The organism is Pyxidicoccus sp. M6, assembly GCF_055568925.1.
The window spans coordinates 5,301,331-5,325,051 of record NZ_CM145714.1; the positions used below are offsets into that span (position 1 = coordinate 5,301,331).

The following is a 23,721-nucleotide window of genomic DNA, read 5'->3' on the forward strand; positions in this document are numbered from 1 at the left end:
GACCCATTCGGGCGTGATTGATTTCCTCGCAACGCTCGCATCTGCTGCTGGAGCCAAAGGGGAGCAGCATGATTCAGACGCAGTTCGATGACACGTTGAAGACCCGGCTTGCACAGCTCCGCGACTGCCTTTCCACGGACCTCATCGAACGCGAGACACCCATCCGCCTCGCACTCCTGGCGGCCCTGGCGGGGGAGCACCTGCTGCTCGTGGGGCCTCCCGGCACGGCCAAGAGCGAGCTGGCCCGGCGACTGCGGCTGGCCTTCCGGGACGCCCCGCTCTTCGAGCGCCTGCTGACGCGCTTCACGGTGCCGGAGGAGCTGTTCGGTCCGTTGTCCATCAAGGCCCTGGAGCAGGACCGCTACCACCGGCAGACGGAGGGCTACCTGCCGTCGGCCGCATTCGCGTTCCTCGACGAAATCTTCAAGTCCAACAGCGCCATCCTCAACTCGCTGCTCACCCTGCTCAACGAGCGCGAGTTCGACAACGGCACGGAGCGGGTGCGCACGCCGCTCATCTGTGTCATCGGCGCGAGCAACGAATTGCCCGAGGGCGAGGAATTGGGCGCACTCTATGACCGGTTCCTGCTGCGCTGCCGCGTCCCGCCGGTTTCCACCGAGGGCTTCGAGGCCCTGCTGGGCCTGCGCCGCACCCAGCCTCCCGAGCCGGATGTCGCCCTGCGCCTCACCCGCGCGGAGCTGGAGCGGCTCCGCGAGCAGGCCCGCACGGTGGTGCTGCCTCCCGAGGTCACCACCCTCATCATGGCCCTGCGCGCCTTCCTTGAGGAGCAGAAGATCGCCGTGTCGGATCGGCGCTGGCGGAAGATTGTCTATCTCCTGCAGGTCTCCGCCCTCAGCCACGGCCGCACGGAGGTGTCTGTCTGGGATGGGTGGCTGTTGCAGCACTGTGTCTGGGAGAAGCCGGAGCAGTGCGCCGTCATCTTCGACTGGTATCAGGCGCGGCTGGGCACGGCCTCCGCTGCGGAGCCGGAGCGCCTCACGCGGCTCGTCACCGCATTGGAGAAGCAGCTCGAGTTCGAGAAGCTGGCCCGCTCCCAGGCGAGAGACGAGAAGGGGAATCCGCTCTACATCGACCACAAGGGCAAGCCCACCGCCGAGGCCCAGGGATGGAAGCGGAAGGCGAATGCGGCCATGGAGCCCCTGTTCCTGGCGCCTCCCGACCGCAGCAGGGACAGGACCCTCGGCGGCCAGGGCATGACGCAGCAGGAGCTGCGTGACCACTTCAGCTATCACCCGCAGGAGTGGCAGCGATACATCACCAACGAGAACAACTTTTACTTCGAGTCCACCACGCTGCCCCCGCTGATGGAGCCAACACGCTACTCGCAGCTCCACATTGAGGGCCGTGTGAAGCAGGTGTACGAGCTGGTGGCGGAGTTGACGGCATACTCTCGCGGGCTCGACGCGCAGATTCAGTCGGTGACCTCGGTGGTGGAGAACCACCTGTGGATTGCGCCCGGCTTCTCCCGCCCCGCGCGAGCCAACCTGGAGCAGCGCCAGGCGCACCTGAAGCGCCTCGATGACCGGCTGACCGCACTCCACGCCGGATTCCACAGGCTGCCCCGGAGTGACGTGTGAGCACCAGCCAGGCCTTCGACGCGGGAGCCCTGGAGCAGCGCTACCGGCTCCTGGACCGGCTTCCCGAGTCGCTCTTCCACGCCGCCGCGACCCACCTGCACGGCACGTTGCGCGAGCGCGTGGAGGGCCTGCTCCAGTGGCACGACGCGCTCCTGGAGGGGACGCTCCCCGAACCGGATGGGTTGAGGTGGCCCGACGCTCCGACGGCGGAAGTGATTCGCGCTGAGCTCATGGCGCTGAGGCTTCCGCACTTCTGCAAGGGAGAGACGGCGCTCGTCGAGGCACTCCTGCTCGACGTGCTGGATGCGGTCGCGACGGGACTGCTCACCCGCTCGGAGTGGCAGTCCCAGCTCCTTCAGCAATTGCTGAAACAGCGGAGTCCTCCGGTCCACGTGAAGGTGGCAGGGGATCGCGACGGCCCACGGAGGCAGGGCGCCGCAGGCGCCGGGCCGGCGCGCAACGCGCCCGAGGATGCGCCTCCTGGAGGTGGGCAGGGTGGGGCAGGGGCTCCGTTGGAACTGGACGCGAAGGCCTTGGCGGAACTCGAAGCCGAGGCCGCGCGACTGGCCGACCTCCAGGTGGCGGACGCGCTGCGCAAGCGGCTGCGAAGCCCGTGGGAAGAGCGCGTCCGCCTCTGGGCCGAGCTGGAGGACGTCTTCGGCGAGCTGGCGATGCTGCTGGGACGGGGCTGGGACTTGTCGCGAGGTCTGCTGCGCTCCCAGGGATGGATGGAGGTCGTGCGGCTGCGTGAGCTGCTGGAGCGGCTCCCCGCATTGAGGGAGCTCGTCCGCGTGCTGGGACGCATGCAGACGGCGGATGACCCGAATGTGTCTCCCGTCATGGAGTCCGTCATCGGCCCCTTGCGGCGTATCTTCGAGGAGCGAATCGAGGTGTACAGCCCACTCGCTCGTTCGGAGACGCGCGGCATCGAGCGCTCGGACGACGTGCAGCGCATGCTTCCCGCCGAGGCCGCGCTGCTGGGCCATCCGGTGCTGCGGCTCCTGTGGCACGCCCGCCGCGCGGAGCGGACGCTGCTCACCTACCGCGTGGAGGGCGTGGACCTGGAGCGTGTCGAAACGGAGGCCGAGGTCCACGAGTCCCAGCCGCGTGCCCGACCAGCGGAGACACGGGGCCCCATCATGGTGTGCCTCGACACGTCCGGCTCCATGGAGGGTACGCCCGAGGTCGTCGCCAAGGCGCTGGTCCTGGAAGCGATGCGCGTGGCCTTCGCCGAGAAGCGGGCCTGCTACCTGTATGCTTTCAGCGGCCCTGGGGACGTGGCGGAGCATTCGCTGGAGATGTCAGAGGCAGGGCTGGTCCGGCTGATGACCTTCCTCACGCGCTCCTTCTCGGGTGGCACGGATGTGACGGCACCGCTCGCGCGTGCTGTCGCCCGGCTCGACTCGGAGGGCTGGGGACGCGCGGACCTGCTGCTCGTCAGTGACGGCGAGTTCCCGGTGCCCGTGCCCACGCGTGAGCTGCTGGCTCGTGCTGGTGCCCAGAAGGGGTTGAGGACGCACGGCCTGCTCATCGGCGCGGGGGCGGGGACGGCGATGGCCTCCATTTGTTCGCCCGTCCATCGATTCAACGACTGGTCCGCGCTCCTGGGCGGAAACGTGCCTCCCTCGATTCCTCGCCGGTGACACTCCGGCGGGCCAGGGGTGTTTCCCGTAAGTCCACCACGGCGGAGACAGACCCATGGCTTGCAGGCCCTTCATCGCGTGTCTGACCGGTGCGCTCGCACTCGGCGGACCTGTTGGTTGCACGGATTCAGTTCAGGAGGAACACGGGGCACCGGAGCCCACGGTGGAAGCCGTGGCCACGCCCACGGTACAGGCCCAGGCCACGTCCGAGCTGGGCAGCACCACCGCTGGCAAGCGGTTCTTCACCCAGGCGTTTCCCAATACCAACGGGCGCTCCTGCGCCACGTGTCACGTGCTCGACGAGAGCACCGCGCTGCATCCCTCGAATGTCGAGGCGCGGCTGGCCTCCAATCCCAGGGACCCGCTGTTCAACCGCATCGACGCGGATGACCCCGACGCCGCCGTCCCCACGTATGAGCACCTGAAGAAGGGGCTCGTCCGCGTGGTGCTGCCGCTTCCGGCCAACATGGATGTGATTGACGTGGACGGCAACGTCATCACTCCCGCGGACCGGAAGGTCGCCGTGTGGCGCGCGGTGCCGAGCATCCAGGACACGGCCTTCACCGGTGCGTTCCAGTTCGACGGCCGTGAGGCGAACCTGGAAGGGCAGGCCCAGTCCGCCATCACCAGCCACAGCCAGGGCGGCACGGTGGCACTGGCGCAGCTGCGGCAGCTTGCCGCCTTCGAGCGGAGTGTCTTCTCGTCATCTCGCGCGTGGCTCGTCTCGGCGCTGCTCGAGTCCGGTGTGCCCCGTGCCCAGGTGCCCATCCCCGAGGACTTCATGACGCTCAATCCCCAGGAGCGGCGCGGCCGGGAGGTGTTCAAGGCCGCCTGCGAGGGGTGCCATGGCGGCGCCACGCAGACGGACGTCACTCACCTGGGGCTGAATGAGCTCGCGCGACAGGGGCGGCTCCTGAAGCCGGATGGCAACGTCGTGTTCACCGTCCTCCCGGACGTGGGGCCCGTTCCCGTCGTGGTGCCTCGCGCGGATGACAAGTTCTTCAACGTGGGGTTCGGGTTCTTCTCCTACCTGGGACAGATTGGACAGTTCCCCACGTACAACGCGTCCGTCGAGCTGCCCCGGTATCGCTTCCGCTTCTACGCGGACGGCACGCGGCAGCAGCAGGTGACGGACCTCCCGCCCATCCCCGTGACGGCAAGCGGAGACCCGTACGACGGCAATCCGAAGCTCGACGAGAACGGGGCTCCCATCGTCGGCCCCAATCTCCTGCCGCAGTGGTTCACGACAGACCCTGGCCGCGCGCTCATCACCGGTGACCCGCTGGACTTCGAGCTCTTCGACATCCCGACGCTTCGAGGCGTCGCGCGGACGGCGCCGTACTTCCACGACAACAGCCACGCGACGCTGAAGGACGTCGTCGATACCTACAGCCAGTTCATCCTGCCCTTCACGCCTCCTCTGAACCTGCCGGCCGTCTACCCACCGGAGAACCCGGGCGCGGGGCCCGAGTCACTCAGCCTCGGGCAGAAGCAGGACCTGCTCAGGTTCCTGAATCGGCTCTGAGCGCTTGCAGGAGCGCCGCGGAGACATCACAGCGCCAGTCGGCGAGCGGAACTTCGACGAACGGGCGTCCTTCCTCGTGCGCCAGATGTCGCTCCAGTTCGTGGTCGATGAGGAAGGTGCACGCACCTCCGATACTTGCTTCGAGAAGGGCCGAGAGGTCCTCCGGGCTGCCGAGACGGGACAGTGCCAGGACCACATCGATGGGTTCGAGCAGACGCTCCCGTCTCGGCAGTCGCAGGTACGCCGCGAGCGCCTGATGCAGCACGGGACGGTCTTCCTCGGAGTGGAGCTCGCGAAGCCAGCGTGCGGCGTCGGCTTGTAGCCAGCGTTCTGGCGCATCGAGCACCATCGTTCGGAGGAGCGAGTGGTACTCGCTCCTGCCTTCCTTCGCGAGGCACGCGGCCGCGCGAAGGCGCACCAGGGGGTGGGCGGAGCGGGTCAGGGTGGTGAGATGGTCGCACCAGCCCTCGCCCGACTCGCCCAGGTGGAACAGCCCTTCGAGCGCGAAGCACTGCGCCACGTCATCCGTTCCCCGGAGCGCGGTCAGGAACAGGTCGCGGTCCCCGGGCTCGGGCATGGGCGCGGCGCGCAGGAGGACGTGGTGGACCAGGGTGAGGTTGTCCGGATATCTCGCCGCGACGATGGCCCAGCGGATGGCGGTGGCCCGCTCCGCCGTGAAAAGTTCATCGACCAGCACGCGTCGGACGTCGTCCTCCATGCCGAGGTCGCAGATGAGCCGATACAGCAGTGGGCGCGCCTCGTGCCATTCGACCAGTAGCTTTGCTGCCCGGCGGAACCCCAGTGCGCCCTGCATGAAGGCATACCGGCATGTCGCCGCGCGCTCCAGACGGCGCAGCAGCGCTTCCCGGCCGTGGTAGGCGACGAGTGCGGGCGGGGGGAGAAGGAGCTGCCGGGCCGCCGCGTCGCGCAGCCCCGGAGCGGAGTCCAGGAGCCGCTCCCGGTCTTCACTCGGGAGCTCCCAGTACAGGAACGGCTCCAGGTCACCGGTGGTTCGGTTGCGCGCCCACTCGACGAGGAGCTTCCATGCCTCCGGCTTCTCGCGGTGCTCGAGCGCGACCCGGACGTTGTCGTCGTGTCCCCAGGCCTCCGTTTCCGTCAGGTGGTGGCGGTCCTCGGCGTGCCAGCGCGCGAACAGCCATTCCTCGAGCCGCGAGGGCAAGGGGCGGTCATCCTCCTCGGTGAGGATGTCGACCCGCGCCTTGGGCGACATCCGTTCCAACGCGGCCTCCGCGGCCGCGCAGGCGTCGTCATCCTCTCCACGCACCATGGAGAGGAGAGTTCCTGGTTTCAGGAACCACGTCCCATAGGGCGAAACATTCCTGCGGTCGAGCGCCTCCGCCTCCGCCAGGAGGTCGGAGAGCTCCGGTGCGGAAAGGCACAGGCCGTGCAGCCGCCCAATGACCAGGGCTTCGCTGCGGACGAACAGCGCCTCTCCCCGGTCGAAGAGGATGCCGCGAAGGAGCGGAAGCAGCTCCGGGTTTCCGAGGACGCGCCGATGCCGGAGGATCTGCCAACGGCGCGCGCTGTCGTTCTGAGGCGTTGTGTTCAGGAGGGACAGCAATTGCGCGCGGATGTTCTCGCGCGTGGACCAGACCAGCCTGGGGGTCGAGGACAAGCCAGACGCCGAGTTGGGACCGGCTGGCGAGACCGGCTGCAAGCATGCAGAAGTCCCCTGAAGGTAGTGGCCATGTGCCTCCGATGCAACCCGGACGGGAAGGCTGGGAGGCGCCTCCGAGTTGGAGCACAGTGCGGCTTCGGAGGTGCGCGGTGGCGGCAGATCTGTTGCGTGAGTTGGCGGCCGTCTTGCCGTCGGAGTCCATCATCACCGATTCCGACGTGCTGGAGGCACACCGGAGGGACCAGGCCGAGTGGGCTCCGGCGGGTGTGCCGCGGGTCCTCATACGTCCGGGCTCCACCGCCGAGGTGCAGGCCGCGCTTCGCGTGGCCTCCGCGCTTCGGGTGCCCGTGGTGCCTCGCGGCGCGGGCTCGGGGTTGTCCGGAGGCGCGAACGCGGTGGACGGGTGCATCGTCCTCTCGCTGTCGCGCATGAACCGGGTGCTGGAGGTGGACCGGCGCGGCATGTTCGCCGTCGTGCAGCCGGGCGCGCTCAATGCCGCGGTGAAGGCCGCGGCGGCGGAGCAGGGGCTCTGGTACGCGCCGGACCCCGCGAGCTGGGAGTTCTCCTCCATCGGCGGCAACCTCGCCACCAACGCGGGGGGCCTGTGCTGTGTGAAGTACGGCGTCACCGGAGACGCCGTGCTCGGGCTGGAGGCCGTGCTCGCGGATGGCTCCGTCGTCCGCACCGGCGGGCGCACGATGAAGAACTCCGCGGGCTATGGGCTCACGCGGTTGTTCGTCGGCTCCGAGGGCACGCTCGGCGTCATCACCGAGGCCACGCTGAAGCTCCGGCCCCGGCCACCCCGGGCGACGACGCTCGTGGCTTCGTTCCCCACGCTCGTCGGCGCGGGCATCGCCGTGACGGACATCATGGCGTCCACGCGCCCCTCGCTCCTGGAGCTCATGGACCGCGCCACCGTTCGTGCCGTGGAGGCCCACGGGCCCATGGGGCTGGACGTGGATGCGGCGGCCCTGCTGCTGGCCCGCTCGGACGCGGGAGGAGAGCAGGGTGTCGCGGAGATTGCTCGCATGGCCGAGGCCTGTGAGTCCGCCGGCGCCACCTTCGTCGCGCAGTCCGCCGACGAGGCCGAGGGCGAGTTGCTGATGCAGGCCCGCCGGCTCGCGTATCCCGCGCTGGAGAAGCAGGGGGCCACGTTGCTCGATGACGTGGGTGTTCCGCTGTCTCGCATCGCGGACCTGCTGGCCGCGGTGGAAGGGATTGCCTCCCGGCGCGGTGTGCTCGTCGGCACCTTCGGGCATGCGGGGGACGGCAACATGCACCCCACCGTCGTGTTCGACCGGAATGACGCCGTGGCCCTGGTGCGGGCTCGCGCCGCCTTCGATGACATCCTCCGCGCCGCGCTGGAGCTTGGCGGCACCATCACCGGCGAGCATGGCGTCGGTGCGCTCAAGCGTCCCTTCCTCGGCGAGCAGGTCGGCGCGGGTGGACTGCGTCTGCACCACGCCATCAAGGGCGCGCTGGACCCGCTTGGCATCCTCAACCCCGGCAAGGTGTTCTGACGTACGCGCCCGGAGAATCCCCATGCCCCGTCTCGTTCCGCTCATCGCCGCCCTCGTCCTGGGCACCGTTGCCTGTGAGAAGAAGTCTCCGCCCTCCGCGCCTCCGCCGGAGGCCGCGTCGAAGCCCCAGGCCACCTCGGAAACGGGGCCCATCGTCATCGGCACGCTGGGCAGCCTCTCGGGCTCGGAGGCCTCATTCGGCACCGTAGTGCGCGACGGCATCCAGTTCGCGGTGGAGGAGGCCAACGCCAAGGGCGGAGTGAAGGGCCGCAAGGTGGAGCTGCGCTCCTATGACACCCAGGGCCGCATCGAGGAGTCCGTGGCCGCCGTCCAGCGCCTCCTCACCCAGGACCGCGTGACGCTCATCCTCGGGGACGTGACGTCCTCCGGCTCGCTCGCCATCGCGCCCGCCGTGCAGGCCGCGCACGTGCCCATGGTGACACCCTCCGCCACGGACCCGGGCGTCACGCAGAAGGGCGACTACATCTTCCGCACCTGCTTCATCGACCCGTTCCAGGGCGGCGCCATGGCGCGCTTCGCCCGGGAGAACCTGAAGCTCGAGCGCATCGCCGTGCTGCACGACGCGAAGAATGCGTCCTCGCTCGGGCTCAGCGAGGCGTTCCAGGAGGCCTTCAAGAGGCTCGGCGGGACGGTGGTGGCGGTGGAGACGTATTCCAAGGGCGACACCGACTACCGCGCGCCGCTGCTGGCCGTGAAGAAGGCGAAGCCCCAGGCGCTCTACCTCCCGGGCTTCTACAGCGAGGTGGGCGTCATCGCCCGGCAGGCTCGCGAGCTGGGCATGACGCAGCCGCTGCTCGGCGGAGACGGCTGGGAGTCCGACCGCATCTTCGAGCTGGCGGGCGGCGCGCTGGAGGGCGCGTACTACTCGTCGCACTACGCCGAGGACAACCCCGCGCCGGAGCTCCAGCGCTTCATCACCGCCTTCCGCGCACGCTACGGCCGCTCCCCCGAGGCCGCGTCCGCGCTGGGGTATGACGCCGCCCGCGTCGCGCTCTCCGCCATCGAGCGAGCCGGCTCGCTCTCCGGGCCCGCCATTCGCGATGCGCTCGCCGCGACGAAGGACTTCCCGGGCGCCACGGGCTCGCTGACGATGGACGCGAACCGTAACCCCGTGAAGCCCGCCGTCGTCCTCACCATCCACGAGGGGCGGAGGAAGTTCGCCGCGGCCGTGACGCCGTGACCGCATAGGTGGCTTAGGCTATTCTTTCCGATTGGGCGTGGATTCCACGGTGGAGTCTGCCCATGGCGGTCATCTGGAAAGGAAGCCCATGCGTAACCTCCGTTCCCTGGCGTTGCTGGCGGGTGTGTCCCTCCTGGGCTCGGCATGCGGCAGTGCCGAGGTCGAATTCCTCTCCGAGGAGGAAGTACGGGACGTGTCCTTCGAGTCGTTCCTGGAGACGGCATACGACGAGCCCGACTCGGACGTGTATGTCATCAACGGTGACGAGTCCGTGCTGGGAATGGACGGGCTCCGGCAGTACTTCGAGAAGCGCATCCGCCGAAGTGGGACGCTGGGCACGAGCGAGGGCGCGCTGACGGCCTCCTGCCCGGGTGGCGTCTACAACAAGTGGTCCGCCGCCGCGGCGCGCAACCTCACCTACTGCGTCAGCACCGCCTTCGGCTCCCGCTATGCGACGGTGGTGAATGCGCTGAACTCGGCGACGGCCGGGTGGGAGTCGGTGGCCAACGTCAACTTCGTCCACGTCACGTCGTACGACAGCAATTGCACGGCGTCCCAGGCGGGCGTCGTGTTCGACGTGCGTCCGGTGAGCACCGGCGGGGCGTACCTGGCGCGTGCCTTCTTCCCGAATACGCCGCGCTCCGGCCGCAACATCCTCATCGACAGCAGCGCCTTCGGGAACATCGGGCCGTGGACGCTGACGGGCGTGCTGCGGCACGAGCTGGGACATGCGCTCGGCTTCGTGCACGAGTACGTCCGTATCAGCACCTCGGGTTGCTACGAAGACCCGTCGGGCACCTGCCCGCTGACCGCGTATGACCCGTACTCCATCATGCACTACCCCCAGTGCGGCGGAGCGTCGACGTCGGACCTCGTCTTCTCCGCGCTCGACCGGCAGGGGGCTCGCATCTACTACCCCTGACTCCGCTCACCGGCGCGCGCTGCCCGAGTCGCGCGCCGGCTTCACCACGTACTCCCCCGTCTTCGTGTCCACCGACGTGACGGGGATGTGCCGCGCCTCCTCGAAGAGGACATACGCCGGCTGGAGGCTGCGCCAGAAGGCGACGAGCGGGTCCTTGGACTCGCGGCCCGCCGCCAGCGCCTTCATGCCCGCGTCATCCAGCCTGCGCGGGAAGATGTGGATGGGCACGTTGCGCTGCGTCTTCGCGCGCGTGTCCAGCACCATGAGGTACAGCTCTTCAATCGGCTCGTCCTGGATGGCGATGCAGCCGATGCTCACGCAGTCGCCGTGGACGAAGATGTTGCCACCCGGGTCCACGCCCTTCGGCGTCTTCCGCTTGTCCGCCGCGTTCGGATAGCTGACCCGCATGGACAGGTGGTAGTTGCTGTACGGGTTGAACATGTCGATGCTGTAGAAGCCCTCGGGCACCTGGAGGTCGCCCTGCTGGCGCTTCGGGCCCAGCTCTCCCGACGCCGCACAGAAGGGGTACGTCTTCACCTTCACCAGCGGCCCCGCCTTCGGCCCCGCCCAGACCTCCAATTCGCGCTCGCGCTTGAAGGCGCGCACGTACATCTGCTCCGGCGGCCAGGCCACCCCCGCCTTCTTGAACAGCGCGGCGACGACGGGCGCACGGGCCTTACGCGCGGCGGCGACGCGGGCCTCCTCGGCGTGCGCGGAGAGCGCGGTGAACAGCAGCAGGCAGGCGGCGAGTGTCCTCATGGCGCCTGGGACACCGGCCGCGCCGAATCCGTTCCTTCCTCGCCGCTCAACGTGCATGGCGCTCCCTCCGCAGCGGCCTCCACTGGTAGGCACACTCGGTGAGGTGCAGCACCGAGTCCAGCCTCGCGCCCGGGGCGAGCGGCCCCTCCGCGAAGTACTCGCAGTAGAGCTCCACGGGTTGGACGAAGCGCGCGTTCCACGGCTCGCGGTCGATGGTGAGCACGTAGACGAAGCCGTCCGCCACGCCGAGCGCGTCGTAGCACTCCACCAGCGGCTCGTGCAGTTCCTCCAATCCCTTCCACACGCTGCCCGGGGGAGGGTGGACGCTCGGACGCGTGTCGAAGACGCCCACCAGCTTGCCCCCGGGGAACTCCGGCTCCGGGTCCACGGCGGTCGTGAGCAGATGGTCCTCGCGCGCCATCACCATGTGCGCCTCGCCGAACTCGTGGAACTTGAACTCCTTCAGCGCGTTGCCCACCCGGCGCATCACCGGGTCATTCGTCTCGCTGCGCACGAAGTAGCCGCCGCGCCGCCAGTCGCCCGCCGCGTTCCGGTAGCGCACCGCCGCGCGGTAGCTCACCTGGTAGAAGCACACGCCCAGCAGCGGGCTGACGCCCTGCGGCCGCATGTCCCGCAGCGATGACATCAGCACCTGCACCCACGCTCTGCCGTGGAACACCTCCGGCTCCAGCGGCGCGGGCAGCAGCCGGGCGAGGCGCTCCGGGTCCACCGCGTAGTTGATGGACACCGCCTCCACCCAGTGCGTCTGCACCTGGGTGAGCCACGGCACCGACGGGCACTCCTCCATGCCCTGCGTGGTGGGGCTCGGGTCATGTGCTCCCGCGAGCGCGGCCTCCGCGTCCCGCAGTGCTTGATGCCCCTCGGGCGTGAGCGAGTACAGCGCGCCTTCCGCGCGCACGAGCCCGGCGGCGGCGAGGCCTTGAATCATCTCCGCTGGTGCCTTGACTCCGACTTCGCGAAGCCGGCGGCGCAGCTCGGCCCCACCCAGCCCGAGCGGCTCCAATGCCAGCGCCACCAGCGCCGCGAGCGACTCGGGGCTCATGTCCGCCACACCCCGCCCGGTCCGAGCGGCTCCCATGTCCGCACCTTCAGCGCCGCGCTCGACTCGGAGCTCATACCAGTCGCGCTCCGGTGCCCATGGCGGCGAGCCTGCGGCGGCGGGCCCGCTGCAAGGCGAAGCCACCGCCGAACTGCGTGGCGAACCACAGCGCGGCCAGGATGTCGAACGCATGCTCCGGCACCTGCGTCATCCCCAGCGCGGCCAGCGCGAAGCCCGCGGCCACCGCGAACCAGATGCGGCCCATCAGCGCGCCCATCATGGAGAAGGCTGTGGCGAAGAGGACGCACGCCACCGCGGGCATGAAGAGCCTGTCCAACCCGAGCAGCCAGTTGATGACGGCCACCAGCACCATGCCGGCGATGAAGGTGGTCCAGATGGCCCATATCTGCCGCTCGATGAACGAGCGCGCCCCGGCCGTCTGCCCGCGCTTGAGCACGAAGATGCTGACCATGTTGAAGGACAGCACCCCGGCCCACAGCAGCGCGTAGGGCCCGGGCGTGCGGTGGCCCGCCATCCACAGCCGGTTCGTCGCCGCGAAGCCCGCGGCATTGACGAAGGCGTGGAGCATCCAGATGACACCCCAGTTCTGCAGCGCCGAGTCATCACGCGCCTGCGCGACGACGCGGCGGATGAGCTCGAGGGCCTTGCCTGCTTCTTCGCGATTCATCGTGCGGCGGAGCTTACGCCAAGAAACGCGTCCACTTCGTCCAGCGGCACGAGGCGCGGCTCGGCCGTGGGGGCCACCGCGTCGCGCACGGCCTGGGCGAGCGACCGGGCCCGCGCGTCATCTCCGCCTTCCTTCCTCAGCGCCCGGGCAAACGCGAAGCGGGTGGTGGCCAGGTCGAGCGCGCTCGTGCCGTCCTTCTCCCAGCCCGCCACGGCCTGCTCCAGGAGCCCCCTCGCGGCGGCCGCGTCCCCTCGCTCCAGCAGCACCCGGCCGAGCACGGCCTGGGCGTCCGACTGGCTGGATGCGCCGGACTCCGCCTGTTTCATCCGGAGCGCCAGTGCCTCCCTCGCCACGCGCTCCGCCTCGGGAAGGCGGCCCGCGCCGAGCAGGGCCAGGCCCTGCGTGGAGAGGACGGCCGCGAGCTCGTCCTCGGCCTTCAGCGCGCGCAGCATCGCCACCGCGCCGCGCGCGGCGAGCACAGCCTGTTCGAAGCGGCCCACTCGCAGGAAGACCTCCGCCTCCTGCCGGAGGAGCTGCGCGCCGCGCACGCTGTGCCGGCCCTCCGCCTCCGCGGCATCCAGCTCCCTGCGCACGGACTGCAACAGGCGCAGCGCTTCCTCCGTGCGTCCCAGGTTCGTGAGCGCCATCGCCAGCGGGCCCGCCAGCATGGCGCGGTCCGGGTGGCCCGGCGGACGGTTCTCCTCCGCCAGTCGCCAGCCCTTCTCCAGCGTGCGACGCGCTTCCTCGAAGGTCCCCCGCGACAGGTGCACCGAGCCCATGTTGCCGTAGAGCGCGAGGACGTAGGGCACGGGCTGCCCAGGCCCGTAGGCCCGCTCGAAGGTGGCCATGCTCTCCGCGAAGGAGGCGAGCGCCTCGTCGTACCGGTGCAGCGCGTTGTACGTGCCCGCGATGTTGTTGAGCGTCATCGCGGCATACGGATGGTCCTTCCCGAAGGTGTGCAGGATGATGCCGAGGGTCCGCTGCTGCGTGGCGAGCGCCTCCTCCATCCGGCCCACGCTCCGCAGCGCGGTGCCCAGCGTGAGCAGGACGTCGGTGAGGTACGCGTGCTCCGGGCCGAAGGCTCGCTCGCGCATGGCGAGGCACTGGCGCAGCAGCGGAATGGCCTCGGCCGAGCGGCCCTGACGGACCCACGCCGTGCCCTGGTGGAAGGCGAGGTTGGCCTCAAGCCGGTCATCCCCGCCGATGCGCTCCAGCAGCGACTGCGCCAGCTCGCGCCACAGCTCCGCCTGCTCCGGGCGTTCGGCCAGCTCGCCCTCCACGAAGACGAGGTTGGCGAAGGACTCCGCGGCGTGTTCATCGTCCCGGCCCGCCTGCGACGCCAGTGCGGCCCGGCGCAGGATTTGAGCGGCCTCCTTCTCCTGCCGCAGGTGCAGCAGGGAGCGGCCCTGGGTGAGCAGCGCCTCGCCGAGCAGGGGCTTGTACCCGACGGCCTCCGCCTCGGCGGCCACCGTCGCCGCAATCGCCGCGGCCTCCTGCCAGTGCCCGGCGTGGTCATGCGCCATCGCCACGGCCTGCTGGTCATACGCGGCGCGGACGCGAGCGGCCGCAGGGCCTCGCGTGGGCAGCGGCACGGGACGGGCCAGTGCTTCGACGTCGGCGCAGTCGGACACCGGCTGCAGGCCCTGTACCGTCTGGGGCGCGCTCATCACCGCATTCGGGTCAGCGGCGAGCAGCAGGTCCACCGTGGCTCCCAGCTCGCGCTTGCGCCGCTCCAGGCAGTGCATGCGCAGGTCCATCGCCGTCTCGGACTGCTCGCCGCGCACCCGCGTCGCCTCGCACGCGTCGCGGTGTCCTTCCGCCCAGGCCGCCGCGTAGGCATCCAGCGTCTGCCGCACCGCCGCGAGCAGCGAGGCCGCGCCCGGTGCCCCCGAGCCGAGGAAGGTGCGCTCCAGCGCCGCGCCTCGCGCCGTGTCCCACGTGCCGGACAGTCGCTGGAGGCTGTCGGTACAGGGCTGCGGACCACGCGCGACGAGGATGGAGGCGATGGCGGCGGCCACGCCGATGCCCGCGCCCAGGCCTCCCGCGAACCGGGCCGTACGTGGAGACACCGCCCGCTCCAGCGCGGTGAGCAGGGCGTCCATCGACGCGTGCCGTGCCTCCGGCGCCGGGGATAGGCCCCGCTCCACGGCGGCGTGCACCGCGCGGGGCACGTGGGCGCGCTCCCGCGCCGCAGCTTCTCCGGGCGCACCGGGCCTCAGCCCGTAGAGCCCCTCGTACAGCGCGACGCAGAAGCTGTACTGGTCCGAGCGCGAGTCCACCGGCCCGCCCGCGAGCGCCTCCGGGGCGATGTAGCCCGGCGTGCCCGCCACGGCCGTCGCCACACCGCCGTGGCCGCTGCCAGGGCTGCCACCTGGAGAGCCGGGTGTGGGGAGGGCGGCGTCCGTCGAGGTGGCGAGGCGCGCCAACCCGAAGTCCGTCACGCGTGCCCGCCCCGCGCGGTCCACCAGCACGTTGTCCGGCTTGAAGTCGCGGTGGACGACGCCCGCCGCGTGCGCGGCCGCCAGCCCTCGTCCCGCCTGCAAATACAGGCGCACCACCTCGCGCCAGCCCGGCCGGTGCGCGGCGAGGTGCTTGCGCAGCGTGCCTCCGTCCACCAACTCCATGGCGATGAAGACGATGTCCCCCACCACGCCTACGTCGTGGATGCCGACGACGTGCGGGTGCTGGGGGCGCGCCGCGGCGCGGGCCTCGTCGAGGAGCCGCTCGGTGGCGCCCTCGACTCCGGGCGCGGCCTGCACCAGCTTCAGGCCGATGCGCCGGTCGATGCTCGGGTCATACGCCGCATACACCACGCCCATGCCCCCGGCGCCGAGCCGCTCCAGCACCACGTAGCGCCCCAGCAGCGTTCCCCGCGCCAGCGCGCGGAGGCGGGTACGCGTGGGCGCCCGGGTGTCCTCGATGACGGTGGTGACGGCCTGCGTGGGCGCGACGGCCGTCTGGCTTCTGGCAGATGCCGGGGCCCTCGCCTGGAGGAAGCCCGCGAGCAGCTCGCGGCAGGTGGCGCAGCCGTCGAGGTGTGCCTCGGCGCTCGCGCGCAGGGGCTCCGGTGCCACGCCGTCCGCCAGGTCGAGCAGTTGCGTCTCGTCGAGGCAGCCGGGGAGGGGCGTCGGGCTCATGGCTTCATCCTTCGTCCAGCAGGGAGGACAGGCTCACCGCGAGGCTCGCGTCCATGACGCGCAGCAGGCTGTCGAGCTGCGAGGTGCTCAACGCCAGCCGTCGCGCGAGCGCGGCGCGGGTGTCCTCGAGGAGCGACTGGCGGGCTCGCGCGAGCCAGCGGGAGATGGTGGACGCATGCACCTGGTGGAGCATGCCCAGTGACTCCACGCCCAGGTTCTGCACCAGGCTCAGGCGCAGGAGGTTCCTGTCGCGCGGAGACAGGCCGGACAGCGCCTCCGCGAAGGCGGCGCGGAAGGCGGGGCGGTAGCGCTCCTGCATCAGCGCCAGCTCCGGGTCCGCGGTGCGCAGCTCGGAGACGATGGGCGCGTCGTCCAATGGCAGGGCCTTCACCGCCCCGCGCTTGAGCGACACCGCGACGCCGAGCGCCACGGCCTCCGTCCAGCGCCGCAGCGCACCCCGCCCGGCGTACTCCGCCAGGCGCGGCTCTTGGCGCACGCCGCCCACCAGCAGCTTCATCCGCGTGAGCTGGAGCACCTCGTCCACGAAGGCGTCGGACGCATCCACCCGCCGCACCGCCCGCCCCACCGGCACCAGCACCGCGCGCTGGAGGCCGTCGAGCGCGGCCCGGTCTCCCGCGAGGCACGCGCGCGCGAGGTAGAGGTCCTCCGCGGCCAGGGCGCGCAGCCCTTCCACCAGCGGCGCCTCGCGCGACACGCGCGCTCCCAGATGACGCGCGAAGTCCTCGGGAGGCACCTCCACGCCAGGCCACGCCGCGCGGGCTCGAGCCACGGCCTCTCCGAGCAGGCGGGCGAGCACGTCCGACTCCTCGGGCACCGCTGGGCGTGCCGCACCCTCCAGGAAGGACCGCAGGGGCTCGGTGGTGTTCATGGCGAGAGCCGTCAGCGGAGCGAGCCCAGTCCGGAGATGAACCGGTCCACGTCCTCGGCGGTGTTGTAGTGCAGCAGCGAGGCGCGCACCGCGCCGTCGGGCATGAGTCCCAGCGCCTGCGCCGCCATCGTGGCGTAGTAGTGGCCCGCGGCCACGCCCACGCCTCGTGCCGCCAGGTGCTCCGCTACCGCGCGCGGCGGCATGCCCTGCACGTTGAAGCAGAAGGTGGCCACGCGACCCTTCGGCTCGCGCGGGCCGTACAGCCGCACGCGCGGGTGGGCGAGCAGCCGCTCCAGCGTGGACTCCAGCAACGGTCGCTCCAGCGCTTCGATTCGCCGGAACGCTGCTTCCAATCCGGCGCGCCCCGGCTGCCCTCCACCCAGGACGTCGCGCAGATATGCCAGCGAGCCCAGCCAGCCGGCCAGGCCTTCATGGCTGGCGGTGCCCGGCTCGAACTTCTGCGGGCTGTCGTCGGGTACGAACCAGAGCTTGTCCGCCGGCAGCCCGGGCAACAGCTCACGGCGCACGTAAAGACAGCCCAGGTGCGGGCCGAAGACCTTGTATTGGGAGAAGGTGACGAAGTCCGCGCCCCAGGCCTTCACATCCGGCAGGTGATGCGGGCTGGAGTGCACCGCGTCCACGATGAGCCACGCGCCCACTCCGTGGGTCAGCTCCGCCGCGGCGGCCACGTCCGGCGTCGCACCCACCGAGTTGGCCGCGGCCGTCACCGCCACCAACCGCGTGCGGGGGCCGAGCAGCGCGCGCAGGTCAGACGGCTCCAGAAGCCCATCCGGCCAGCGCGCGCGCCACGTCTTCACCGTGACGCCCTGGGTCTCCAGCATCCTCCAGGGCGTCGCGTTGGACTCATGCTCCAACTCGGAGATGACCACCTCGTCGCCCGTCCGGAAGAGGCGCGAGAAGGCGCGCCCCAGCTGGAAGGTGAGCGCCGTGGCGCTGGTGCCCAACATCACCTCTTCGGGCTGGCAGTGGAGGAACTCCGCGGTGGCCGCCCGCGCGCGTGCCTTCAACTCCGTGGCCGCCACCGAGGCAGGGTAGGGCTGACCCACGTTGCAGCTCCCGTTGGAGAGGAATTGGGAGATGGCATCGATGGTGTGCGTGGGCACCTGCGCCCCGGCGGCATTGTCCAGGTAGCTGAAGCCAGAGCGCAGGGCAGGGAAGTGCGCGGCGTGCGAAGAGGTCATGTCATTGCGCAGCATAGACGTACCCAGAGTGTGGAGTGGCCGTTCGGGCCTCCACGGAGTCTCCCACGACGGACGTGGAATCCGGGTGATCCACCCCTGGACGCCATAGGCCGAAAACCCACACATCCCTGAAGTCACGGGCGACCCCTTCACCCCGCAGGAGCGTCGATGTCTCAATCCAAGAAATGGCAACGGTTGGTCGCGGCAGCGGTCCTGGTCATGAGCGGTGCGTCATTGGCGGGAGAGAAGGACGACCCCAATGCGCGCAAGAGAGCGATGGACGAGTGGTACAACGAGTCCTACGGCAAGCCGCACGGCAAGGAATTGCGCAAGGGCGGCCCGTGGTCGGCGTCGTTCCGCAAGTTCATGAATGACGCGGCCGCGAAGGAGCGCGCGAAGTACGCCTCCATGCTGCCCGGCACGAGCACCAGCATCACCGCCTCGGGGGACCCGAACGCGTCCATCGCCGCCACGGGCACGACGTGGGTCAACATCGGCCCCACGAAGGCCAACTACATGCAGAACGGCAGCACCAGTCTGAACAAGACAGACGCGGGCCGCGTGCGCGACATCATCGTCGACAAGAACAACCCCTCCGTCATCTATGTCGCCTTCTCTGGCGGCGGCGTCTGGAAGACCACCGATGGCGGCACCACGTGGACTCCCAGGTCGGAGACGCTGGGCAGCCTGTCCACCGGCTCGCTGGCCATCGACCCCAACAATAGCAACACGCTGTACCTGGGCCTGGGCGACCCGTTCGACGGCACGGGCATCGGCCTGGTGAAGTCCACGGACGGCGGCGGCACCTGGTTCAACCCGGTGTACCTCGGCAGCGCCACGGAGATTGCGGACCTCATCGTCGCACCGGGCGACAGCAACATCGTCCTGGCCGCCACCAACGCGGGCCTCTTCCGCTCGGTGGACGCGGGCGCCACGTGGACGGCCCTCTCCCTGAGCACCGGCTTCACGGGCGCGCCGTACGGCTGGTCCATCGAGTGGGCCGGCGGCACGAAGTTCGTCGCCTCCATCGACGCGGACCCGGCTGCCGCCAGCGGCACCAACCAGGGTCAGGTCTGGTCCTCCAGCGACAACGGGGCTACGTGGACGCGCGCCACGGGCGTCACCGCCACCGCGGGCCTGGAGCGCATCACCGTCGCCGCGGCGCCGTCCAACCGCAACATCGTCTATGCGCTGGCGGCCAACCCCAGCGGGGACCTGGCGGACCTCTACAAGTCCACCAACGGCGGTGCCACCTTCACGGCCCTGTCCGCGGGCGGCAAGCGCTACAAGAACGGCAACGCGGAAGGCCGCACCGTCAGCACCCTCTTCAATACGCAGGGCTGGTACGACCAGCTCCTCATCGTCCACCCGACGGACCCGAACCTCGTGTTCTTCGGCGGCGCGCTGCACCTGGCGAAGACGACGGACGGCGGCGCCGCCACGTACTACCAGGTCACCAACTGGCTGGGGCAGTTCTCCCTGCCGTACGTGCACGCGGACTTCCACGCGGCGGCGTTCGACCCCACGGGCACGAAGCTCTACGTGGGCAATGACGGCGGCGTCTTCTTCAGCACCGACGGCGGCGCGTCCTTCAGTGACTCGATGAACGTGGGCATCGCCTCGCACCTCCTCTACGACATCGGCATCTCCGGCGCGAATCGCAACGCGGTCATCGGCGGCTTCCAGGACAACGGCACCCGCGTGCGCGTGAGCAGCACCGCCGTCTACAACCAGGAGATTGGCGGCGACGGGTTCGACTGCGAAATCCACCCGACCAACGCCAACCTGATGCTCGGCTCGCTGTACTACGACCGCATCCAGCGCAGCACCGACGGCGGCCTCAACTGGACGTCCGCGTGCAGCGGCATCACCGAGTGCAACAACAGCAGCACCGCGCCCTTCACCACGCGCCTGGCCATGGGCCTGGCGGACGCCACCGGCAACACCGTCTACACGCACTCCAACACCAAGGTGTACAAGTCCACGAACTTCGGCAGCGCGTGGACCGCGCTCGGCGTCAGCGGCCTGCCCACCACCAGCCTCTTCATCCGCAACGTGGGCGCGGCGAAGTCCAACGGCAGCGTGCTCGGCGTGGTCGCCAACAGCGGCCGCGTGTTCCTCAGCAACAACGGCGGCTCCACGTGGACGACGCCCGCGGCGCTGCCCAACAACGGCTTCAGCCTGAGCGACATCACCTTCGACCCGACCAACGCCAACACGATTTATGTCGGCTCGGTGGCCCCGGACGGGACGAAGAGCCACCTGTGGAAGTCCACCGACTTCGGCGCGAGCTGGACGGTCATCGAGAACGGCCTGCCCGCGGGCGTGCCCGTCAACACCGTCGCCGTGGACCCCGGCAGCAACACCACGCTGTACGCCGCCACGCACCTGGGCGTGTACCGCTCCACTGACGCGGGCGCCTCGTGGACCCGCTTCGGCGCCGGCATGCCGCTGGTCAACGTGACGGACGTCGCGATTCTTCCGGACTCCAGCCTGGTGCGCGCCGCCACCTACGGCCGCTCCGTCTGGGAGCTCCAGCCGTAGTCGCGGCCCTGGCTGTTTGAAGCATCGGGGGCCCGGACCTGCGACGTGGGTCCGGGCCCCTTCTTCTGGAAGACGTCACGCCACGCCGCGAGGCTCCACGGGCGCGAGCTTGTGCACCCGTTCCAACAGGTCCTTCAGTGAGAAGGGCTTCTTGAGGAAGCCCGCCGAGTCGTACTCCGGCGGCTTCACCGACGGGTCGATGGCGCTCATGATGAGCACCGGCAGCTTGCTGAACTCCGGGTGCTTGCGGATGGCGCGGATGGTCTCGAAGCCATTCATCACCGGCATCATGATGTCCACAATCGCCAGGTCCGGGCGGGTGGAGTCCAGGCGCTGGAGCGCCTCCTTCCCGTTGGCACACACGATGACGTGGTAGCCCTCGTCCTCGAGGATGGACTTCACCGCGTCCGCGATGTCCAGCTCGTCGTCCACGACGATGACGGTCTTCATGACCGCCTCCGGCGCAGGAGGCCCCGGCGGGGCTTCTTCTCTTTCTCCTTCTTCTTCTTCGCGGGCGAGCCCATGGGCGGCTCGATGCCTGCCTCCTCCGGCCGCTCACCCCGCAGGCGCGCCTGGCCGGTGAGCACGGCCTCCGCGCTCTTGAAGGTGTCCGCGACGACGATGCCGTCGTCGGAGATGGCGAACTCGCGGATGCCGCTGTCGTATTGGCTCTCGCGCATCTTCATGATGGAGATGAGCCGGTAGAGTTGCGAGCGCAGCTCCACGTAGCGCAGGTAGATGATGTTCTCCACGTACGCCGCCGCCTCGGGCTGAGGCATGTCCACGCCCGCGGAGAACAGCGCCGTCTCGTCGGAGTAGAGCGTGGTGACGTCCAGCATGCGGAGCTGATGCGACAGCGCGGAGAAGAAGCGGGGCATGCGGTCCGGGTACACGGCCGCGGAGCGGAAGCCCGCCACGCTGTCGATGAAGACCCGCAGGCGCTTCACGTTGCGCTCGTGGATGCGCTCCAGGAGTCGCTCCGCCAGCGCGTCCATGTTGTGTTCCAATGGCGGTTGCCACTGGATTTCGATGAGCCCGTTGTCGACGTACTTCTTCAGGTCGCTCATGCCCACGCCGGCGGCCTTCTCCATCAGCCGGGGGGGCGTCTCGTAGAAGCCGAAGTAGACGCCCGGCTGTCCCTCGCGGGCCCCTTGCAGGAGGAAGTGCAGGCCCAGCAGCGTCTTGCCCGTGCCGGGCGCGCCCAGCAGCAGGGTGGTGGAGCCGGAGAGCAGGCCGCCCCGCAGCGACTCGTCCAGGCGGGGAATGCCGAAGGACATGCGGACGCGGTCCTCGCGGCCCTTCTCCTCGGGCTTGGAGAACTGCACCTCGGTGCGAGGGTGGATGATGATTCCCCTGTCGGAAATCTCCATCTCGTGCTTGCCCAGCAGCGAGTCGCTGCCGCGGAACTTGAGCGCCACCAACTCGCGCACCGCGCGCGGGCCCGACAGCCAGAGCGACAGCTCGAAGATGCCGTCCACCGCCGTCGTCTCGGGGTGGATTTCCCCCTCGTGGTGCGGGGACAGCAAGAGCGTGGTGCAGCCGATGATGGAGACGAAGGTCTGCAGCTCTTGGAGGAAGCGCTTGAAGCTCAAGTCGCTGCGGGCGAACTCCCTCGCCGCGTCCATGCCGTCGAGGATGAGCAGCGTGGCCTCGTGCTGCCGGGTCGCGCGCCGCAGCAGCTCCAGCAGGCCCTTGAGCCCCTCCGTCTCCAGCTCCCGGTAGCCGCTGATGTAGTGCAGCTTGTCGGGGATGAACTTCACGTCGAAGAAGGTCATCTCCTCCAGGTTCGTCAGCATGCGGGCGTGCGACTCCGTGAGGAGCGTCACGTAGAGGACCTTGCCCCCGTCTCGGGCGTGGTGGAACGCCACCTGGTGCGCCAGCACCGTCTTGCCCGAGCCGGGCGGGCCCAGTATCGCGTACGACGCCCCCTTCAGCAGGCCGCCCTTGGTGATGAAGTCCAGGCGGGGAACGCCCGTCTCCAGCCGCTCCTGGGTTGTCTTCCTGTCCTCGTTGCCCTCACCGGCATCAGCCGACACAAGTGTCCTTCCTTTCGTCAGTACCGCTCCGTCCGGTGCCTCGGGAGCACCACCTGGAACGTCGCGCCCTGACCGGGAGCGCTGTCGACGGTGATGGTGCCTCCATGGGCCGTGACGACTTCCTTCGCGATGAACAACCCGAGCCCCAGCCCGGCCTCGCCCGCGGGCCCGGCGGCGCGCTCGAAGCGGTTGAAGATGCGGGCCTGGTCCGCGGGGGCGATGCCGATGCCCTCGTCCCTCACGGTGAGCACCACCGTGTCCTCCCGCTCCTCCAACCGGACGTGCACGGGCTTGCGGTCGCCATACTTGAAGGCATTGGTGAGCAGGTTGCTCACGACCTGCTCCAGCCGCACCCGGTCTCCAGCCAGGAGGATGGGCTCGGCCGGCAACTCCAGCCGCAGCTCCACGTCCGCCGCGCGCGCCGGGAGCGCCAGTCGCTGGGCCACGTCGCGCACCGTCTCCGTCACGTCCAGCATGCCCACGTTCAGCGTGAGCCGCTGGTTGGCGACGCGTGACACGTCCAGCAGCGTGTCGAGGAGCTGCTGGAGGCGCACGAGCTGACGGATGGCGGGCGTGGTGCTGGCCTCCACGGTGCTCCGGGCCAGGGTGTCGGAAGGAGCGCGGGAGATGTGGTGCTGCACCCGCTCCAGGTGGAGCCGCAGCGCGGTGATGGGCGTCCTCAGCTCGTGCGCGGCGATGGAGAGGAACTCGTCGCGCGCGTGGACGGCGGCCTGGGCGCGCGTCTGGAGCCGCAGCAGCGCCTCCACGTTGGCGAGCAGCTCCTCGTCCTCCATGGGCGTCGTCCAGTAGGCATCCGCGCCCTGGGCGAGGCCCCGGACGCGGTCCTCGCGGCTGACCGAGACGGCGGAGAGGTGGGCGATGAGGAGGTCCTTCGTCTCCTCCCGGGCGCGCAGGCGGCGGCAGACCTCGTAGCCGTCGATGTCCGGCATGTGGACGTCCAGGAGGACCATGTCTGGCCGCCCGGCGGCCAGCCGGAGCGCCTCCGTCCCCGAGGTGGCCTCCACGACGTGGTAGCCCGCCGACCTGAGCACGAGCCCCGTGAGGTACAGCACCGAGGGTGTGTCATTGACGACGAGCACGGTGGCCCTGGGACGCGGCGTCTCTGTCGTTGGGCTCTGTGCGCTCACGTTGGTGTCCATCACGTCCAGCACGGAGAGTGGGGGCCCTTGTACCCGAACGGAATCCCCCGTGTGCGACTCCGTGGAGGATGTGCAGGCCCTGACACATCCGGGAGGGGTGTGGGTCCACTCCTGGGCCCTCGAACGAACGGGTGGGAGCGCGAATAAAGTGGCGCTGCTCCCGTCCATCATCCCGAACGCGACAACGGGCTCCGAGCC

17 protein-coding genes are annotated in these 23,721 nt (G+C 69.9%); 7 read left to right on the forward strand and 10 right to left on the reverse strand.

Annotated elements, in window-relative coordinates:
* Nucleotides 1-68: 68 nt before the first annotated feature.
* The 3 genes from ACVTJA_RS21190 to ACVTJA_RS21200 all read left to right on the forward strand — a co-directional run bounded on the left by ACVTJA_RS21190 (nucleotide 69) and on the right by ACVTJA_RS21200 (nucleotide 4,766).
* Complete coding sequence (locus tag ACVTJA_RS21190) at nucleotides 69-1,598, forward strand: AAA family ATPase (RefSeq protein ID WP_465838692.1); 1,530 nt, start codon at nucleotides 69-71, stop codon at nucleotides 1,596-1,598.
* Nucleotides 1,595-3,241 (forward strand): VWA domain-containing protein, encoded by a 1,647-nt coding sequence (locus ACVTJA_RS21195; protein ID WP_465838693.1) that lies wholly within the window; start codon nucleotides 1,595-1,597, stop codon nucleotides 3,239-3,241. The genes ACVTJA_RS21190 and ACVTJA_RS21195 overlap by 4 nt, the downstream gene beginning before the upstream one ends.
* Before the next feature lie 163 nt (nucleotides 3,242-3,404).
* Nucleotides 3,405-4,766, forward strand: coding sequence for a cytochrome-c peroxidase (locus ACVTJA_RS21200; RefSeq protein WP_465838695.1), 1,362 nt, complete (start codon nucleotides 3,405-3,407; stop codon nucleotides 4,764-4,766).
* Here ACVTJA_RS21200 and ACVTJA_RS21205 read toward each other — a convergent pair.
* Nucleotides 4,744-5,997: a hypothetical protein gene (locus ACVTJA_RS21205; RefSeq protein ID WP_465838696.1), complete on the reverse strand. Its 1,254-nt coding sequence runs from the start codon at nucleotides 5,995-5,997 to the stop codon at nucleotides 4,744-4,746. The genes ACVTJA_RS21200 and ACVTJA_RS21205 overlap by 23 nt on opposite strands.
* A 557-nt stretch (nucleotides 5,998-6,554) precedes the next feature.
* Between ACVTJA_RS21205 and ACVTJA_RS21210 the strand changes: the two genes are divergently transcribed.
* The 3 genes from ACVTJA_RS21210 to ACVTJA_RS21220 all read left to right on the forward strand — a co-directional run bounded on the left by ACVTJA_RS21210 (nucleotide 6,555) and on the right by ACVTJA_RS21220 (nucleotide 10,048).
* Nucleotides 6,555-7,925, forward strand: a complete 1,371-nt coding sequence (locus ACVTJA_RS21210; protein ID WP_465838698.1) for an FAD-binding oxidoreductase — start codon at nucleotides 6,555-6,557, stop codon at nucleotides 7,923-7,925.
* Nucleotides 7,926-7,947: 22 nt separating this feature from the next.
* Nucleotides 7,948-9,126 (forward strand): ABC transporter substrate-binding protein, encoded by a 1,179-nt coding sequence (locus tag ACVTJA_RS21215; protein WP_465838700.1) that lies wholly within the window; start codon nucleotides 7,948-7,950, stop codon nucleotides 9,124-9,126.
* Between the two features lie 88 nt (nucleotides 9,127-9,214).
* Nucleotides 9,215-10,048 carry a matrixin family metalloprotease gene (locus ACVTJA_RS21220; protein WP_465838701.1) on the forward strand — a complete coding sequence of 278 codons (834 nt, stop codon included), beginning with the start codon at nucleotides 9,215-9,217 and terminating at the stop codon, nucleotides 10,046-10,048.
* A gap of 6 nt (nucleotides 10,049-10,054) precedes the next feature.
* On the opposite strand, the gene ACVTJA_RS21225 is transcribed toward ACVTJA_RS21220, so the two are convergent.
* Genes ACVTJA_RS21225 through ACVTJA_RS21250 form a run of 6 tightly spaced genes read right to left on the reverse strand, consistent with a single transcriptional unit; the run spans nucleotide 10,055 to nucleotide 17,783 of the window.
* The gene (locus tag ACVTJA_RS21225) at nucleotides 10,055-10,807 is read right to left on the reverse strand and encodes a L,D-transpeptidase family protein (RefSeq protein ID WP_465838703.1); all 753 of its coding nucleotides are present in this window, start codon (nucleotides 10,805-10,807) and stop codon (nucleotides 10,055-10,057) included.
* 46 nt (nucleotides 10,808-10,853) lie between these two features.
* Nucleotides 10,854-11,906, reverse strand: coding sequence for a DUF2071 domain-containing protein (locus tag ACVTJA_RS21230; RefSeq protein ID WP_465838704.1), 1,053 nt, complete (start codon nucleotides 11,904-11,906; stop codon nucleotides 10,854-10,856).
* A 34-nt stretch (nucleotides 11,907-11,940) separates the two neighbouring features.
* On the reverse strand, nucleotides 11,941-12,555 hold the full coding sequence (locus tag ACVTJA_RS21235) for a hypothetical protein (protein WP_465838706.1): 615 nt from the start codon (nucleotides 12,553-12,555) through the stop codon (nucleotides 11,941-11,943).
* Nucleotides 12,552-15,692 carry a tetratricopeptide repeat protein gene (locus tag ACVTJA_RS21240; protein WP_465838707.1) on the reverse strand — a complete coding sequence of 1,047 codons (3,141 nt, stop codon included), beginning with the start codon at nucleotides 15,690-15,692 and terminating at the stop codon, nucleotides 12,552-12,554. Before ACVTJA_RS21240 ends, ACVTJA_RS21235 begins: the two co-directional genes overlap by 4 nt.
* A 4-nt stretch (nucleotides 15,693-15,696) precedes the next feature.
* Entirely contained in the window at nucleotides 15,697-16,581 is an 885-nt protein-coding gene (locus ACVTJA_RS21245; protein WP_465838708.1) for an RNA polymerase subunit sigma-70, read from the reverse strand.
* A gap of 11 nt (nucleotides 16,582-16,592) precedes the next feature.
* Nucleotides 16,593-17,783: a cysteine desulfurase-like protein gene (locus ACVTJA_RS21250; RefSeq protein ID WP_465838709.1), complete on the reverse strand. Its 1,191-nt coding sequence runs from the start codon at nucleotides 17,781-17,783 to the stop codon at nucleotides 16,593-16,595.
* Nucleotides 17,784-18,002: 219 nt separating this feature from the next.
* Here ACVTJA_RS21250 and ACVTJA_RS21255 point away from each other — a divergent pair, with 219 nt between their 5' ends.
* Nucleotides 18,003-20,327, forward strand: coding sequence for a WD40/YVTN/BNR-like repeat-containing protein (locus ACVTJA_RS21255; RefSeq protein ID WP_465838710.1), 2,325 nt, complete (start codon nucleotides 18,003-18,005; stop codon nucleotides 20,325-20,327).
* Between the two features lie 75 nt (nucleotides 20,328-20,402).
* On the opposite strand, the gene ACVTJA_RS21260 is transcribed toward ACVTJA_RS21255, so the two are convergent.
* Genes ACVTJA_RS21260 through ACVTJA_RS21270 form a run of 3 tightly spaced genes read right to left on the reverse strand, consistent with a single transcriptional unit; the run spans nucleotide 20,403 to nucleotide 23,511 of the window.
* Complete coding sequence (locus ACVTJA_RS21260) at nucleotides 20,403-20,777, reverse strand: response regulator transcription factor (RefSeq protein WP_465838711.1); 375 nt, start codon at nucleotides 20,775-20,777, stop codon at nucleotides 20,403-20,405.
* A complete protein-coding gene (locus ACVTJA_RS21265; RefSeq protein WP_465838712.1) occupies nucleotides 20,774-22,363 on the reverse strand; it encodes a DUF7125 family protein in 1,590 nt (529 codons plus the stop codon). Before ACVTJA_RS21265 ends, ACVTJA_RS21260 begins: the two co-directional genes overlap by 4 nt.
* A 17-nt stretch (nucleotides 22,364-22,380) precedes the next feature.
* The gene (locus tag ACVTJA_RS21270; RefSeq protein WP_465838714.1) at nucleotides 22,381-23,511 is read right to left on the reverse strand and encodes a hybrid sensor histidine kinase/response regulator; all 1,131 of its coding nucleotides are present in this window, start codon (nucleotides 23,509-23,511) and stop codon (nucleotides 22,381-22,383) included.
* Nucleotides 23,512-23,721: the final 210 nt, after the last annotated feature.

What these genes read in the sequence shown, in the direction of transcription:
- ACVTJA_RS21230 (WP_465838704.1), bottom strand. Translation starts at nt 11,906, where the DNA reads ATGGGAGCCGCTCGGACCGGGCGGGGTGTGGCGGACATGAGCCCCGAG.
- ACVTJA_RS21240 (WP_465838707.1), bottom strand. Translation starts at nt 15,692, where the DNA reads ATGAGCCCGACGCCCCTCCCCGGCTGCCTCGACGAGACGCAACTGCTC.
- ACVTJA_RS21250 (WP_465838709.1), bottom strand. Translation starts at nt 17,783, where the DNA reads ATGACCTCTTCGCACGCCGCGCACTTCCCTGCCCTGCGCTCTGGCTTC.
- ACVTJA_RS21245 (WP_465838708.1), bottom strand. Translation starts at nt 16,581, where the DNA reads ATGAACACCACCGAGCCCCTGCGGTCCTTCCTGGAGGGTGCGGCACGC.
- ACVTJA_RS21225 (WP_465838703.1), bottom strand. Translation starts at nt 10,807, where the DNA reads ATGAGGACACTCGCCGCCTGCCTGCTGCTGTTCACCGCGCTCTCCGCG.
- ACVTJA_RS21255 (WP_465838710.1), top strand. Translation starts at nt 18,003, where the DNA reads ATGAGCGGTGCGTCATTGGCGGGAGAGAAGGACGACCCCAATGCGCGC.
- ACVTJA_RS21190 (WP_465838692.1), top strand. Translation starts at nt 69, where the DNA reads ATGATTCAGACGCAGTTCGATGACACGTTGAAGACCCGGCTTGCACAG.
- ACVTJA_RS21235 (WP_465838706.1), bottom strand. Translation starts at nt 12,555, where the DNA reads ATGAATCGCGAAGAAGCAGGCAAGGCCCTCGAGCTCATCCGCCGCGTC.
- ACVTJA_RS21260 (WP_465838711.1), bottom strand. Translation starts at nt 20,777, where the DNA reads ATGAAGACCGTCATCGTCGTGGACGACGAGCTGGACATCGCGGACGCG.
- ACVTJA_RS21215 (WP_465838700.1), top strand. Translation starts at nt 7,948, where the DNA reads ATGCCCCGTCTCGTTCCGCTCATCGCCGCCCTCGTCCTGGGCACCGTT.
- ACVTJA_RS21205 (WP_465838696.1), bottom strand. Translation starts at nt 5,997, where the DNA reads ATGTCGCCCAAGGCGCGGGTCGACATCCTCACCGAGGAGGATGACCGC.
- ACVTJA_RS21220 (WP_465838701.1), top strand. Translation starts at nt 9,215, where the DNA reads ATGCGTAACCTCCGTTCCCTGGCGTTGCTGGCGGGTGTGTCCCTCCTG.